Below are 14282 nucleotides of genomic sequence, written 5' to 3' on the forward strand. Positions count from 1 at the left end.
GGTTTTGGGGGATGGCCCCAGTCCTGGCAGACTGGTACGTCGGCTCCGGTTCACGCCTGTCGCATCCCGCGGCGGCGACCCGGCGCCCTCCCGAAACTAGGAGACACCTTGAAGCGCGACATCCACCCCGAGTACGTCGAGACGCAGGTCAGCTGCACCTGTGGCGCGTCGTTCACCACCCGCAGCACGATCTCCAGCGGCACCATCCGCGCCGAGGTCTGCTCCGAGTGCCACCCGTTCTACACGGGCAAGCAGAAGATCCTCGACACCGGTGGCCGTGTGGCCCGCTTCGAGGCCCGCTTCGGCAAGGCTGCGGCCGGCTCCAAGAAGTAGCGAGCTCCAATCCGCCGGTCCACGGCCGCGCCCCTTCACAGGCGTGCCGGGACCGGCGTTTTTGGTCGCCCGCCTTCCCTTCCGCATCGCAGTACAGGAGCCCAAGATGTTCGAGGCCGTCGAGGAACTCGTCGGTGAGCACGCCGACCTGGAGAAGAAGCTCGCCGACCCGTCGGTCCACTCCGACCAGGCCAACGCGCGCAAGCTCAACAAGCGCTACGCCGAGCTGACTCCCATCGTCGCCACGTACCGCTCCTGGAAGCAGACCGGCGACGACATCGAGACGGCGAAGGAATTCGCCGCCGCCGACCCGGACTTCGCGGCCGAGGTCAAGGAGCTGGAGAAGCAGCGCGAGGAACTCACCGAGAAGCTGCGCCTGCTGCTCGTCCCGCGCGACCCCAGCGACGACAAGGACGTCATCCTGGAGATCAAGGCGGGCGCCGGCGGCGACGAGTCGGCCCTCTTCGCCGGCGACCTGCTGCGCATGTACCTGCGCTACGCCGAGCGCGTCGGCTGGAAGACCGAGATCATCGACGCCACCGAGTCGGAGCTGGGCGGCTACAAGGACGTCCAGGTCGCCGTGAAGACCAAGGGCGGCCAGGGCGCCACCGAACCGGGCCAGGGCGTCTGGGCGCGGCTGAAGTACGAGGGCGGCGTGCACCGCGTGCAGCGCGTGCCGGCGACCGAGTCCCAGGGCCGCATCCACACCTCCGCGGCCGGTGTCCTCGTCACCCCCGAGGCCGAGGAGGTCGACGTCGAGATCAACCCCAACGACCTGCGCATCGACGTCTACCGCTCCTCCGGGCCGGGCGGCCAGTCGGTCAACACCACCGACTCCGCCGTGCGCATCACGCACCTGCCGACCGGAGTCGTCGCCTCCTGCCAGAACGAGAAGAGCCAGCTGCAGAACAAGGAGCAGGCGATGCGTATCCTGCGCTCCAGGCTGCTCGCCGCAGCGCAGGAGGAGGCCGAGAAGGAGGCCGCCGACGCCCGCCGCAGCCAGGTCCGCACCGTCGACCGCTCCGAGAAGATCCGCACGTACAACTTCCCGGAGAACCGCCTCTCGGACCACCGCGTCGGCTTCAAGGCCTACAACCTGGACCAGGTCCTGGACGGCGACCTCGACGCGGTGATCCAGGCCTGCGTCGACGCCGACTCGGCGGCGAAGCTGGCGGCCGCGTAAGAGGCACGTACGCACGACCCAGTACGACACGGAGGACTTGCGTGAACCTGCTGCTCGCAGAGGTGGCACAGGCCACCCAGCGGCTGGCCGACGCCGGCGTGCCCTCGCCGCGCAACGACGCGGAGGAGCTCGCCGCGTTCGTGCACGGCGTGAAGCGGGGCGAGCTGCACTCCGTGAAGGACGCGGACTTCGACGCCCGCTACTGGGAGGTCATCGCCCGGCGCGAACAGCGCGAGCCGCTCCAGCACATCACCGGGCGCGCCTACTTCCGCTACCTCGAACTCCACGTCGGGCCGGGCGTGTTCGTGCCGCGGCCGGAGACCGAGTCCGTCGTCGGGTGGGCCATAGACGCCGTGCGCGCCATGGACGTGGTCGAGCCGACCATCGTCGACCTGTGCACCGGCTCCGGTGCCATCGCGCTCGCCCTGGCCCAGGAGGTCCCGCGCTCCAAGGTGCACGCCGTGGAGCTGTCGGAGGACGCCCTGGTGTGGACCCGTAAGAACGTCGAGGGCTCACGGGTCGACCTGCGGCAGGGCAACGCCCTGGACGCCTTCCCCGACCTCGACGGCCAGGTCGACCTCGTCATCTCCAACCCGCCCTACATCCCGCTCACCGAGTGGGAGTACGTCGCCCCCGAGGCGCGGGACTACGATCCCGAACTCGCCCTGTTCTCCGGGGAGGACGGCCTCACCCTGATCCGCGGTCTGGAGCGGACCGCGCACCGGCTGCTGCGGCCGGGCGGCGTCGTCGTCATCGAGCACGCCGACACCCAGGGCGGCCAGGTGCCGTGGATCTTCACCGAGGAGCGCGGCTGGGCGGACGCGGCCGACCACCCCGACCTCAACAACCGCCCCCGGTTCGCCACGGCCCGCAAGGCGCTGCCGTGAGCACCGCACGGATCCTTTGCCCGAAGCACGTGTACGAGGAGGCCCGCTAGAGATGGCACGGCGATACGACACCAACGACGCGACCGACCGCATCACCGGTCTGCGCGAGGCCGCGTCCGCCGTCCGCCGTGGCGAGCTGGTCGTCCTGCCGACCGACACGGTGTACGGCATCGGCGCGGACGCGTTCTCCTCGGAGGCCGTCACCGACCTGCTGGCGGCCAAGGGCCGGGGCCGCGCCATGCCCACGCCCGTCCTCATCGGCTCCCCGAACACCCTGCACGGCCTGGTCACGGACTTCTCCGAGATGGCCTGGGAGCTGGTCGACGCCTTCTGGCCCGGCGCGCTGACGCTGATCGCCAAGCACCAGCCGTCCCTGCAGTGGGACCTGGGGGACACCCGCGGCACGGTGGCCGTCCGCATGCCGCTGCACCCCGTCGCCATCGAGCTGCTGACCGAGGTCGGTCCCATGGCGGTCTCCTCCGCCAACATCAGCGGCCACCCGGCGCCGGAGGACTGCGACGCGGCCCAGGAGATGCTCGGCGACTCCGTGTCCGTCTACCTCGACGGCGGCCCCACCCCCGGCAACGTGCCGTCCTCCATCGTCGACGTCAGCGGACCGGTGCCGGTGCTGCTGCGGGAGGGCGCGCTGTCGCCGGAGGAGCTGCGCAAGGTCGTGCCGGACCTCGAGGTGGCCAATTGACGGCCCCTGACGCGGGGCGTGGCATAGGCAACGGGGAAGGCATGGCGGAGATCACGACGACGTTCGTGGGGCTTCCGCGCGACTGCTTCCGCATCCTCCACGTCAGCACCGGCAACGTCTGCCGCTCGCCCATCACCGAGCGGCTGACCCGGCATTACGTGAAACAGCGGCTCGGCGTCCTGGGCGCCGCGCTGATCGTGGAGAGCGCGGGCACCTGGGGCCACGAGGGCGCGCCCATGGAGGCCAACGCGGAGACCGTGCTGGCCGACTTCGGCGCCGACGCCTCCGGGTTCACCGGGCGGGAGCTGCTGGACGAGCACGTCATCATGGCCGACCTCGTCCTGACGGCCACCCGCGACCACCGCGCCCAGGTCATCTCCATGGGCCACTCGGCGGGCCTGCGCACCTTCACGCTGAAGGAGTTCACCCGACTGGTCCGCGCGATCGACCCGGCGACCCTGCCCCCGCTGGAGGAGGGCATAGTCGTCCGCGCGCGGGCCCTGGTGCGCGCGGCGGCGGCTCTACGCGGGTGGCTGCTGGCGCCCACCCTGGAGGCGGACGAGGTGTACGACCCGTACGGGGCACCGCTGACCTTCTTCCGGTCCATCGGCGACGAGATACACCAGGCGCTCGATCCGGTGGTGACTGCGCTGACCGGAGTGCCCGCGCGCAGGTGACCGCGGTGACGGACGGGCCGTCAAGGGGCTCACCGGGTCACCGGAAGAGACCTCACGTCCGGGCGTCCCAGCAGTACCGGGCCTACATTGGTCGTACGTCACCGTCGACGTACGGAGCCCACCATGCCGGTCACCCATGCCCCCGCACCCGCCGACGTCCTGCGGCGGCAGGACCCCGAGCTGGCCGACATCCTGCTCGGGGAGCTGGACCGGCAGTCGACGACGCTCCAGCTGATCGCCGCCGAGAACTTCACCTCGCCGGCCGTGCTGGCCGCCCTCGGATCGGTGCTGGCCAACAAGTACGCGGAGGGCTATCCGGGCGCCCGGCACCACGGCGGCTGCGAGATCGTCGACGTCGCCGAGCGGCTGGCCGTAGAGCGCGCCAAGGCGCTGTTCGGCGCCGAGCACGCCAATGTCCAGTCGCACTCGGGGTCCTCCGCCGTCCTCGCCGCCTACGCGGCCCTGCTGCGGCCCGGCGACACCGTCCTCGCCCTCGGCCTGCCCTACGGCGGCCACCTCACCCACGGCTCGCCCGCCAACTTCTCCGGCCGCTGGTTCGACTTCGTCGGCTACGGGGTGGACGCGGAGACCGGGCTCATCGACTACGACCAGGTCAGGACCCTGGCCCGCAGTCACCGTCCGAAGGCGATCGTGTGCGGCTCCATCGCCTACCCCCGGCACATCGACTACGCCCTCTTCCGCGAGGTCGCCGACGAGGTGGGCGCCTATCTGATCGCCGACGCCGCCCATCCCATCGGGCTCGTGGCCGGGGGAGCGGCGCCCAGCCCGGTGTCGTACGCCGACATCGTCTGCGCGACCACCCACAAGGTACTGCGCGGGCCGCGCGGCGGCATGCTGCTGTGCGCGAGCGAGCTGGCCGAGCGGGTCGACCGGGCGGTCTTCCCGTTCACCCAGGGCGGGGCGCAGATGCACACCATCGCCGCCAAGGCCGTCGCGTTCGGGGAGGCGGCAACACCGGCGTTCGCCGCCTACGCCCATCAGGTGGTCGCCAACGCGAAGGTCCTGGCGGCCCGGCTGGCCGCGGAGGGGCTGGTCGTGACGACGGGCGGCACCGACACGCACCTCATCACCGCCGACCCCGCGCCCCTCGGCGTCGACGGACGCACCGCGCGCGGGCGGCTCGCGGCGGCCGGGATGGTGCTGGACTGCTGCGCCCTGCCGCACGCGGACGCGCGCGGGCTGCGGCTCGGTACCGCCGCGGTGACCACGCAGGGGATGGGGGAGAAGGAGATGTCTCACATCGCCGCATTGTTCGGACACGTGCTGCGCGGTGAGGTGGAGAGTCAGAAGGCGCGTGATCAAGTCCGTGAGCTGGCCGGTAGATTTCAGCCGTATCCCGGCTGAGCGGGGGTAGGCGCACCTGCGTCGACGTGCGTGCACCGGCACGCACAGCCACGCGTGCAACCATCGTCGCTACCCGGAAGTCCCCACTGATATGCGTCCGTCGCTAGGGTGTGGGGCTGAGATGGCCAGCGAGACCTGTGGGGAAGCCCGTGCGTGAATACCTGCTGACGCTCTGCATCACGGCCGCGGTGACGTATCTGCTGACAGGGCCGGTACGGAAGTTCGCGATCGTGGCCGGAGCCATGCCGGAGATCAGGGCCCGTGACGTGCACCGGGAGCCCACTCCGCGCCTCGGCGGTATCGCGATGTTCTTCGGTCTGTGCGCCGGTCTGCTGGTCGCGGACCATCTGACCAACCTCAACGAGGTGTTCACCAAGTCCAACGAGCCGCGGGCGCTGCTGTCCGGGGCTGCGCTGATCTGGCTGATCGGCGTGCTGGACGACAAGTTCGAGATCGACGCCCTGATCAAGCTCGGCGGCCAGATGATCGCGGCCGGCGTGATGGTCATGCAGGGTCTGACGATCCTGTGGCTGCCCATCCCCAAGGTCGGCACGGTGGCGCTGACCCAGTGGCAGGGCACGCTGCTGACGGTGGCGCTCGTCGTCATCACCATCAACGCGGTGAACTTCGTGGACGGCCTCGACGGCCTGGCCTCCGGCATGGTGTGCATCGCGGCCGCCGCGTTCTTCATGTACTCGTACCGCATCTGGTACTCGTACGGCATCGAGTCGGCCGCCCCCGCGACGCTGTTCGCGGCCGTGCTGATGGGCATGTGCCTGGGCTTCCTGCCGCACAACATGCACCCGGCGCGGATCTTCATGGGCGACTCGGGCTCGATGCTGATCGGGCTGGTGCTGGCCGCGGGCGCGATCTCCATCACCGGGCAGGTCGACCCGGACAGCCTGTTCGGCGGGTCCGAGCGGCAGGCGGTGCACCAGATGGTGCCGGTGTACATCCCGTTGCTGCTGCCGCTGACGATCATTGCGATCCCGGCCGCCGACCTGGTGCTGGCCATCGTGCGCCGCACCTGGCGCGGCCAGTCGCCGTTCGCCGCGGACCGCGGCCACCTGCACCACCGGCTGCTGGAGATCGGCCACTCGCACAGCCGGGCCGTGCTGATCATGTACTTCTGGTCGGCGCTGATCGCCTTCGGCGCGCTCGCCTACTCGGTCAACTCCGCGTCGATGTGGATCGTGCTCGGCATCGTGATCCTCAGCGCGATCGGCCTCGTCCTGCTCCTGCTGCCGCGCTTCACGCCGCGTACCCCGCGCTGGGCCGAGGGCTTCGTGCCGCCGCGCTACCGCCGCCGTCGTGCCGCCTCAGCGGCCTTGGCACAGGCGGCAGTTGAGGCTTCGGAGGAGGAGCCGGGCGATGCGGAGGAGCGCACCCCGGTCGTGGCCGGTGTGGCGGGAGTCAACGGAGCGACCGCTCTCAGCGCCCGTTCGCGCTTCTTGGACAAGGGAAAGGCCGGAACGTCCCGCTGACGTTCACAAGGTAAGAATCTGACTAGAGCATTGCCAAGTCGTGGGGTTGCAAAGCGACCCAATACCAGACAACCTGGCCCTGTTTTTGCACAGACGGGCGCTGTCACTCTCATGTGTGACTGCGAGCACACCTTCTTGGTAAAGACCGCATCAAATAGTTTGTGATACGGTTCACGAGAACCCAGGACAGAGCCGAAGGACCGCAGTGCGACGGTCCATTGGCCGTGAGTTCCCCTCTCACCCCGGGACTACGCTCGTCCATGACGACACCCTGCCCCCCCTGCGAAAGCGGAGCTGCCGCCATGCCGTCCAACGACGTCCGGAACCTACTGCCGATCGCTGTGCCCACAGCGGCTGCCGGCGTGGTCGCCGTCGCCGTCAGCGCTGCGGTCGCCGGCGGCAAGGGCGCGATCGGGGCGGCTGTCGGTGTCGTACTGGCGATGCTGTTCATGGGCCTTGGTCTCTACGTCCTGCAGTGGACGGCAAAAACGCTCCCGCAGTTGTTCCAGGCCATGGGGCTGATGCTCTACGTCGCCCAACTCCTGCTGCTCATGATCTTCGTGGCCGTCTTCAAGGGCACGTCTCTCTTCAACGGCAAGGCGTTCGCGCTCTCCCTGGTGATCGCGACCGTCGTGTGGATGGCCACGCAGGCCCGTGCACACATGAAGTCCAAGATCTTCTACGTCGATCCGGACTCCGAGAAGAGCGGCAAGTCCGAGAAGACACGGTCGTCGTCGTGAGAGGTAGGGGCGGGATAAGGGCGTGCGAGATCTCCTGCTATCGTCCGATGCCAACTGCGGCATCGCGGGCGCGGGCATCTGAGCTGACGCCTGTTCGATCGCGAGGCTCGAAGCCCCCCAGCCGCTCTCACATCCGTAACACCAGTCCGGTGCCGACCCGCGGCCGTGCGCCGCGCCGACACAACGAGGTTGCCGAACCCATGCGTCACGCCGAAGGAGCCCGCGGTGAGTGCTGACCCGACCCAGCTCGCCTTTGAGTGGGATTGCCGCATCCTGTCCGACAACGGCTGTGGCTTCCCGGCTCCGGGCCTGCACTCGTTCCTCTTCAAGCCGATCGTCACCGTCGGCGGGTTCGAGTTCAACAAGGTGATGCTGCTCGCGCTCATCACCACCCTGATCGTCACCGTCTTCTTCTCGGCCGCCTTCGGCAAGGCCAAGGTCGTCCCGGGCAAGCTGCAGATGGTCGGCGAGGCGGGCTACGACTTCGTCCGCCGGGGCATCGTCTACGAGACGCTGGGCAAGCGCGAGGGCGAGAAGTACGTCCCGCTCATGGTCTCGCTGTTCTTCTTCATCTGGATCATGAACGTCTGGTCCGTGATCCCGCTGGCGCAGTTCCCGGTGTCGTCGATCATCGCCTTCCCGGCCGTGCTCGCCGCGATCGTCTACATCACCTGGCTGTCGCTGACCTTCAAGAAGCACGGTTTCGTCGGCGGCTTCAAGAACCTCACCGGCTACGACAAGTCGCTCGGCGCGGTCCTCCCGCTCGTCGTGATCATCGAGTTCTTCTCGAACGTCCTCGTCCGCCCGTTCACGCACGCGGTCCGACTCTTCGCCAACATGTTCGCCGGCCACCTGCTGCTCGCGATGTTCACCGTCGCCAGCTGGTACCTGCTGAACAGCTACATGATCCCGGCGGCGGGCGTCTCGTTCGTCATGACCGTGATCATGATCCTCTTCGAGCTCTTCGTGCAGGCCGTTCAGGCGTACGTCTTCGTCCTCCTGGCCTGCTCCTACGTTCAGGGCGCTCTCGCCGAGCACCACTGAGCACCGTCCGCCCCACCCCCACCAGTCGTCCGGTGGCCAACCCCCACCGGTCCGTAAAAGAGAAGGAAGAAACGGCATGTCCGCTGCCATCGACCTCGCCGCCGGCGTCTCGGGTTCCCTCGGTTCCATCGGTTACGGCCTCGCGGCCATCGGCCCCGGCATCGGTATCGGCATCATCTTCGGTAACGGCACCCAGGCCCTCGCCCGTCAGCCCGAGGCGGCCGGTCTGATCCGCGCCAACCAGATCCTGGGCTTCGCGTTCTGTGAGGCGCTCGCCCTCATCGGCATCGTTATGCCGTTCGTGTTCGGTCAGTAAGACCTACTGACCGACACGTATCGACGAAAGGCACTGATGTGATCGCCAACCTGGTTCAGCTGGCGGCCGAGGAGAAGCAGAACCCCCTCGTCCCGCCCGGCCCCGAACTGCTCGTCGGCACCATCGCCTTCGCCATCGTGTTCTTCTTCTTCTGGAAGAAGCTGCTCCCGAACATCAACAAGGTTCTGGAGGAGCGCCGCGAGGCGATCGAGGGTGGCATCGAGAAGGCCGAGGCCGCTCAGGTCGAGGCCCAGAGCGTTCTCGAGCAGTACAAGGCCCAGCTCGCCGAGGCCCGGCACGAGGCCGCGCGTCTGCGCCAGGAGGCGCAGGAGCAGGGTGCCGCGCTCATCGCCGAGATGCGCGCCGAGGGCCAGCGGCAGCGCGAGGAGATCGTCGCCGCGGGTCACGCGCAGATCGAGGCCGACCGCAAGGCCGCCGCGTCCGCGCTGCGGCAGGACGTCGGTCACCTCGCGACCGAGCTGGCAGGCAAGCTCGTCGGCGAGTCCCTCGAGGACCACGCCCGGCAGAGCCGCGTCATCGACCGCTTCCTCGACGAGCTCGAGGAGAAGGCCGAGGCCACCCGATGAACGGAGCGAGCCGCGAGGCACTGGCCGCCGCACGCGAGCGTCTCGACGCGCTGACGGACTCCACGTCCGCCGACGCGGCGAAGCTCGCCGACGAGCTGGCCGCCGTCACCGCGCTGCTCGACCGCGAGGTCAGCTTGCGTCGGGTCCTGACCGACCCGGCGCAGGCCGGTGAGGCCAAGGCCGGGCTCGCTGAGCGTCTGCTCGGTGGCCAGGTCGGTGGCCAGGCCGTGGACCTGGTGTCCGGCATGGTGCGTTCCCGCTGGTCGCAGTCGCGCGACCTGGTGGACGCGCTGGAGGAACTGGCGGACATCGCCGACCTCACCGCCGCGCAGAAGAGGGGCGCGCTCGACGACGTCGAGGACGAGCTGTTCCGGTTCGGCCGGATCGTCTCCTCCAACACCGAGCTGCGCGCCGCGCTGACCGACCGTGCCGCCACCGGTTCGGCCAAGGTCGAGCTGCTGCACCGGCTGCTGGACCGCCGATCCGTCCCGACGACCGAGCGTCTGGTGACGCGCCTTGTGACCGCGCCGCGGGGACGTAGCCTGGAGTCGGGACTGGAGTCCCTGTCCAAGCTCGCCGCCGAGCGCCGGGAGCGCCTGGTCGCCGTCGTCACCTCGGCGGTGCCGCTGAGCGACGGGCAGAAGCAGCGCCTGGGCGCCGCGCTGGCCAAGCTCTACGGCCGCCAGATGCACCTGAACATCGACGTGGACCCCGAGGTCCTCGGCGGGATCCGGGTGCAGGTCGGCGACGAGGTCATCAACGGCTCGATCGCGGACCGCATCGAGGACGCCGGCCGCCGACTGGCGAGCTAGCAGCAACTCAATACGACGTAGTAAGACGGCCCGAGTTGGGCCGTGCAGAGGATTCCTGGGGGTCGCCCCCAGACCCCCAAGTTGAAACTTCGGGCCCAACAAGGAGAGCAGGGAACCCAGATGGCGGAGCTCACGATCCGGCCGGAGGAGATCCGGGACGCGCTGGAGAACTTCGTCCAGTCGTACAAGCCGGACGCGGCCTCGCGCGAGGAGGTCGGTACGGTCACCCTTGCCGGCGACGGCATCGCGAAGGTCGAGGGCCTGCCCTCGGCCATGGCCAACGAACTGCTGAAGTTCGAGGACGGCACCCTCGGCCTCGCCCTCAACCTCGAGGAGCGCGAGATCGGCTGCGTCGTCCTCGGTGAGTTCAGCGGCATCGAGGAGGGTCAGCCGGTCACCCGTACCGGCGAGGTGCTCTCCGTGGCCGTCGGCGAGGGCTACCTCGGCCGCGTCGTCGACCCGCTCGGCAACCCGATCGACGGTCTCGGCGAGATCGAGACCAGCGGTCGCCGCGCCCTCGAGCTGCAGGCCCCCACGGTCATGCAGCGCAAGTCGGTGCACGAGCCGATGGAGACCGGCTACAAGGCCGTCGACGCCATGACCCCGGTCGGCCGCGGCCAGCGCCAGCTGATCATCGGCGACCGCCAGACCGGCAAGACCGCCCTGGCCGTCGACACGATCATCAACCAGCGTGACAACTGGCGCACCGGCGACCCGAAGAAGCAGGTCCGCTGCATCTACGTCGCCATCGGCCAGAAGGGCTCCACCATCGCGTCGGTCCGCCGCGCGCTGGAGGAGAACGGCGCGCTGGAGTACACGACCATCGTCGCCGCCCCGGCGTCCGACCCGGCCGGCTTCAAGTACCTGGCGCCGTACACCGGTTCGGCCATCGGCCAGCAGTGGATGTACGAGGGCAAGCACGTCCTCATCATCTTCGACGACCTGTCCAAGCAGGCCGACGCCTACCGCGCCGTGTCGCTGCTGCTGCGCCGTCCGCCGGGCCGCGAGGCCTACCCCGGTGACGTCTTCTACCTGCACTCCCGTCTGCTGGAGCGCTGCGCGAAGCTCTCCGACGACATGGGCGCCGGCTCGATGACCGGTCTGCCGATCGTCGAGACCAAGGCCAACGACGTCTCGGCGTTCATCCCGACCAACGTCATCTCCATCACCGACGGCCAGTGCTTCCTGGAGTCGGACCTGTTCAACGCCGGTCAGCGCCCCGCGCTGAACGTCGGTATCTCCGTCTCCCGAGTCGGTGGTTCCGCGCAGCACAAGGCGATGAAGCAGGTCTCCGGCCGTCTGCGCGTCGACCTCGCCCAGTTCCGTGAGCTGGAGGCGTTCGCCGCCTTCGGTTCCGACCTGGACGCCGCGTCGAAGTCGCAGCTGGAGCGCGGCCAGCGCATGGTCGAGCTGCTGAAGCAGGCCCAGTACCAGCCGATGTCGACCGAGGACCAGGTCGTCTCGGTGTGGGCCGGCACCACCGGCAAGATGGACGACGTCCCGGTGGGCGACATCCGCCGCTTCGAGCGCGAGCTCCTCGAGTACCTGCACCGCAAGGAGCAGGGCCTCATGACCTCCATCAAGGAGGGCGGCAAGATGTCGGACGACACCCTCACCGCCGTCGCCGACGCGATCGCCGAGTTCAAGAAGCAGTTCGAGACCTCGGACGGAAAGCTTCTCGGCGAGGACGCTCCGGCCGCCGCCAAGTGACGTAAGGAAGGGACCTGACTCATGGGAGCCCAGCTCCGGGTCTACAAGCGTCGCATCCGATCCGTCACCGCGACCAAGAAGATCACCAAGGCGATGGAGATGATCGCCGCCTCGCGCGTCGTCAAGGCGCAGCGCAAGGTGGCGGCCTCCACGCCGTACGCGCGGGAACTGACGCGCGCGGTCACGGCGGTCGGTACCGGCTCGAACACCAAGCACCCGCTGACCACGCAGGCCGAGACGGTCACGCGGTCCGCGGTGCTGCTCCTGACGAGCGACCGTGGCCTCGCCGGTGCCTTCAACTCCAACGCCATCAAGAAGGCGGAGCAGCTCACCGAGCGGCTGGAGCGCGAGGGCCAGGAGGTCGTGACCTACATCGTCGGCCGTCGTGGTGTCGCCCACTACAACTTCCGTGAGCGCACGGTCGCGGAGTCGTGGACCGGCTTCACCGACGAGCCCACGTACGCGGACGCCAAGAAGGTCGCGGCTCCGCTGATCGAGGCCATCGAGAAGGACACGGCCGAGGGCGGCGTGGACGAGCTCCACATCGTCTTCACCGAGTTCGTCTCGATGATGACGCAGACGGCCCTCGACGACCGTCTGCTGCCGCTCAGCCTCGAAGAGGTCGCCAAGGAGGCCGCGCCCAAGGGCGAGATCCTCCCTCTGTACGACTTCGAGCCTTCGGCGGAGGACGTCCTCGACGCCCTGCTGCCGCGCTACGTGGAGAGCCGTATCTACAACGCGCTGCTCCAGTCGGCCGCTTCCAAGCACGCCGCCACCCGGCGCGCGATGAAGTCGGCGACCGACAACGCGGGTGAGCTCATCGAGACGCTCTCCCGGCTTGCCAACGCGGCCCGCCAGGCCGAAATCACCCAGGAAATCAGCGAGATCGTCGGTGGCGCCAGCGCCCTGGCCGACGCGACCGCGGGGAGTGACCGCTAATGACCACCACTGTTGAGACCGCGACGGCCACGGGCCGCGTCGCCCGGGTCATCGGCCCGGTCGTCGACGTGGAGTTCCCCGTCGACGCGATGCCGGAGATCTACAACGCGCTGCACGTCGAGGTGGCCGACCCGGCCAACGCCGGCGAGAAGAAGATCCTGACCCTTGAGGTCGCCCAGCACCTGGGTGACGGCCTGGTCCGCACGATCTCCATGCAGCCGACCGACGGTCTGGTCCGCCAGGCCGCCGTCACCGACACGGGCACGGGCATCACCGTCCCGGTCGGCGACTTCACCAAGGGCAAGGTGTTCAACACCCTCGGTGAGGTGCTGAACGTCGACGAGTCCTACGACGGCGAGCGCTGGTCCATCCACCGCAAGGCGCCGAACTTCGACGAGCTCGAGTCGAAGACCGAGATGTTCGAGACCGGCGTCAAGGTCATCGACCTGCTGACCCCGTACGTCAAGGGCGGCAAGATCGGTCTGTTCGGCGGTGCCGGCGTCGGCAAGACGGTGCTCATCCAGGAGATGATCTACCGCGTCGCCAACAACCACGACGGTGTCTCCGTGTTCGCCGGTGTCGGTGAGCGCACCCGTGAGGGCAACGACCTCATCGAGGAGATGTCGGACTCGGGCGTCATCGACAAGACCGCGCTGGTCTTCGGTCAGATGGACGAGCCCCCGGGCACCCGTCTGCGCGTCGCGCTGGCCGGCCTGACCATGGCCGAGTACTTCCGTGACGTCCAGAAGCAGGACGTGCTGTTCTTCATCGACAACATCTTCCGCTTCACGCAGGCCGGTTCCGAGGTCTCCACGCTGCTCGGCCGTATGCCCTCCGCGGTGGGTTACCAGCCGAACCTGGCCGACGAGATGGGTCTCCTCCAGGAGCGCATCACCTCGACCCGTGGTCACTCGATCACCTCGATGCAGGCGATCTACGTCCCCGCGGACGACCTGACCGACCCGGCCCCGGCCACCACCTTCGCCCACCTCGACGCGACGACGGTGCTGTCCCGTCCGATCTCGGAGAAGGGCATCTACCCGGCCGTGGACCCGCTGGACTCCACGTCCCGCATCCTGGACCCGCGCTACATCGCGCAGGACCACTACGACGCCGCCATGCGCGTCAAGACGATCCTGCAGAAGTACAAGGACCTCCAGGACATCATCGCGATCCTCGGTATCGACGAGCTCGGCGAGGAGGACAAGCTCGTCGTCCACCGTGCCCGTCGCGTGGAGCGCTTCCTGTCCCAGAACACCCACGTCGCCAAGCAGTTCACCGGCGTCGACGGGTCGGACGTCCCGCTGGACGAGTCGATCGCGGCCTTCAACGCGATCTGCGACGGCGAGTACGACCACTTCCCGGAGCAGGCGTTCTTCATGTGCGGTGGCCTCGAGGACCTCAAGGCCAACGCCAAGGAGCTCGGCGTCTCCTGAACTCCCTGAGTTCGACTGAGGGGGCGGGTGCGTCCCGCCCCCTCTTTCACGCCTACTAGACTTGTAACC

The 14282-nt window shown here is 68.7% G+C and carries 15 protein-coding genes; all 15 read left to right on the plus strand.

Annotated features, from left to right (window positions below):
• The first annotated feature begins 108 nt into the window (after nt 1-108).
• A complete protein-coding gene (rpmE, locus tag LN251_RS20650) occupies nt 109-333 on the plus strand; it encodes a 50S ribosomal protein L31 (RefSeq protein ID WP_019753312.1) in 225 nt (74 codons plus the stop codon).
• Between the two features lie 106 nt (nt 334-439).
• Nucleotides 440-1516 carry a peptide chain release factor 1 gene (gene prfA / locus LN251_RS20655; RefSeq protein ID WP_362992142.1) on the plus strand — a complete coding sequence of 359 codons (1077 nt, stop codon included), beginning with the start codon at nt 440-442 and terminating at the stop codon, nt 1514-1516.
• A gap of 41 nt (nt 1517-1557) precedes the next feature.
• Nucleotides 1558-2403 (plus strand): peptide chain release factor N(5)-glutamine methyltransferase, encoded by an 846-nt coding sequence (prmC, locus tag LN251_RS20660; protein ID WP_249838928.1) that lies wholly within the window; start codon nt 1558-1560, stop codon nt 2401-2403.
• Between the two features lie 52 nt (nt 2404-2455).
• On the plus strand, nt 2456-3103 hold the full coding sequence (locus tag LN251_RS20665) for an L-threonylcarbamoyladenylate synthase (protein ID WP_058923155.1): 648 nt from the start codon (nt 2456-2458) through the stop codon (nt 3101-3103).
• Nucleotides 3100-3780: an arsenate reductase/protein-tyrosine-phosphatase family protein gene (locus tag LN251_RS20670; RefSeq protein ID WP_383676824.1), complete on the plus strand. Its 681-nt coding sequence runs from the start codon at nt 3100-3102 to the stop codon at nt 3778-3780. Before LN251_RS20665 ends, LN251_RS20670 begins: the two co-directional genes overlap by 4 nt.
• Before the next feature lie 123 nt (nt 3781-3903).
• A complete protein-coding gene (locus LN251_RS20675) occupies nt 3904-5145 on the plus strand; it encodes a serine hydroxymethyltransferase (protein ID WP_458245694.1) in 1242 nt (413 codons plus the stop codon).
• Nucleotides 5146-5294: 149 nt separating this feature from the next.
• Nucleotides 5295-6629, plus strand: a complete 1335-nt coding sequence (locus LN251_RS20680; protein WP_458245695.1) for an MraY family glycosyltransferase — start codon at nt 5295-5297, stop codon at nt 6627-6629.
• Nucleotides 6630-6931: 302 nt separating this feature from the next.
• A complete protein-coding gene (locus LN251_RS20685) occupies nt 6932-7369 on the plus strand; it encodes a hypothetical protein (protein WP_458245696.1) in 438 nt (145 codons plus the stop codon).
• Between the two features lie 273 nt (nt 7370-7642).
• On the plus strand, nt 7643-8413 hold the full coding sequence (atpB, locus tag LN251_RS20690) for a F0F1 ATP synthase subunit A (RefSeq protein WP_058928167.1): 771 nt from the start codon (nt 7643-7645) through the stop codon (nt 8411-8413).
• 76 nt (nt 8414-8489) lie between these two features.
• Nucleotides 8490-8729, plus strand: coding sequence for an ATP synthase F0 subunit C (gene atpE, locus LN251_RS20695; protein ID WP_046591560.1), 240 nt, complete (start codon nt 8490-8492; stop codon nt 8727-8729).
• 38 nt (nt 8730-8767) lie between these two features.
• Nucleotides 8768-9316 carry a F0F1 ATP synthase subunit B gene (locus LN251_RS20700; protein ID WP_058923150.1) on the plus strand — a complete coding sequence of 183 codons (549 nt, stop codon included), beginning with the start codon at nt 8768-8770 and terminating at the stop codon, nt 9314-9316.
• The gene (locus LN251_RS20705) at nt 9313-10128 is read left to right on the plus strand and encodes a F0F1 ATP synthase subunit delta (RefSeq protein WP_458245697.1); all 816 of its coding nucleotides are present in this window, start codon (nt 9313-9315) and stop codon (nt 10126-10128) included. The genes LN251_RS20700 and LN251_RS20705 overlap by 4 nt, the downstream gene beginning before the upstream one ends.
• Before the next feature lie 120 nt (nt 10129-10248).
• Nucleotides 10249-11838 (plus strand): F0F1 ATP synthase subunit alpha, encoded by a 1590-nt coding sequence (gene atpA, locus LN251_RS20710; protein ID WP_458245698.1) that lies wholly within the window; start codon nt 10249-10251, stop codon nt 11836-11838.
• 21 nt (nt 11839-11859) lie between these two features.
• Nucleotides 11860-12777, plus strand: coding sequence for a F0F1 ATP synthase subunit gamma (locus tag LN251_RS20715; RefSeq protein WP_458245699.1), 918 nt, complete (start codon nt 11860-11862; stop codon nt 12775-12777).
• Complete coding sequence (gene atpD / locus LN251_RS20720; RefSeq protein WP_058923146.1) at nt 12777-14213, plus strand: F0F1 ATP synthase subunit beta; 1437 nt, start codon at nt 12777-12779, stop codon at nt 14211-14213. The genes LN251_RS20715 and atpD overlap by 1 nt, the downstream gene beginning before the upstream one ends.
• Nucleotides 14214-14282 lie beyond the last annotated feature (69 nt).

The sequence above is a fragment of the Streptomyces sp. MAI_2237 genome (genome assembly GCF_054189285.1).

Bases quoted from the DNA above. Each gene is read 5' to 3' on its own strand.
- LN251_RS20705 (WP_458245697.1), top strand. From the start codon at position 9,313: ATGAACGGAGCGAGCCGCGAGGCACTGGCCGCCGCACGCGAGCGTCTC.
- atpA (WP_458245698.1), top strand. From the start codon at position 10,249: ATGGCGGAGCTCACGATCCGGCCGGAGGAGATCCGGGACGCGCTGGAG.
- LN251_RS20675 (WP_458245694.1), top strand. From the start codon at position 3,904: ATGCCGGTCACCCATGCCCCCGCACCCGCCGACGTCCTGCGGCGGCAG.
- atpE (WP_046591560.1), top strand. From the start codon at position 8,490: ATGTCCGCTGCCATCGACCTCGCCGCCGGCGTCTCGGGTTCCCTCGGT.
- LN251_RS20665 (WP_058923155.1), top strand. From the start codon at position 2,456: ATGGCACGGCGATACGACACCAACGACGCGACCGACCGCATCACCGGT.
- prfA (WP_362992142.1), top strand. From the start codon at position 440: ATGTTCGAGGCCGTCGAGGAACTCGTCGGTGAGCACGCCGACCTGGAG.
- LN251_RS20685 (WP_458245696.1), top strand. From the start codon at position 6,932: ATGCCGTCCAACGACGTCCGGAACCTACTGCCGATCGCTGTGCCCACA.
- LN251_RS20715 (WP_458245699.1), top strand. From the start codon at position 11,860: ATGGGAGCCCAGCTCCGGGTCTACAAGCGTCGCATCCGATCCGTCACC.
- atpD (WP_058923146.1), top strand. From the start codon at position 12,777: ATGACCACCACTGTTGAGACCGCGACGGCCACGGGCCGCGTCGCCCGG.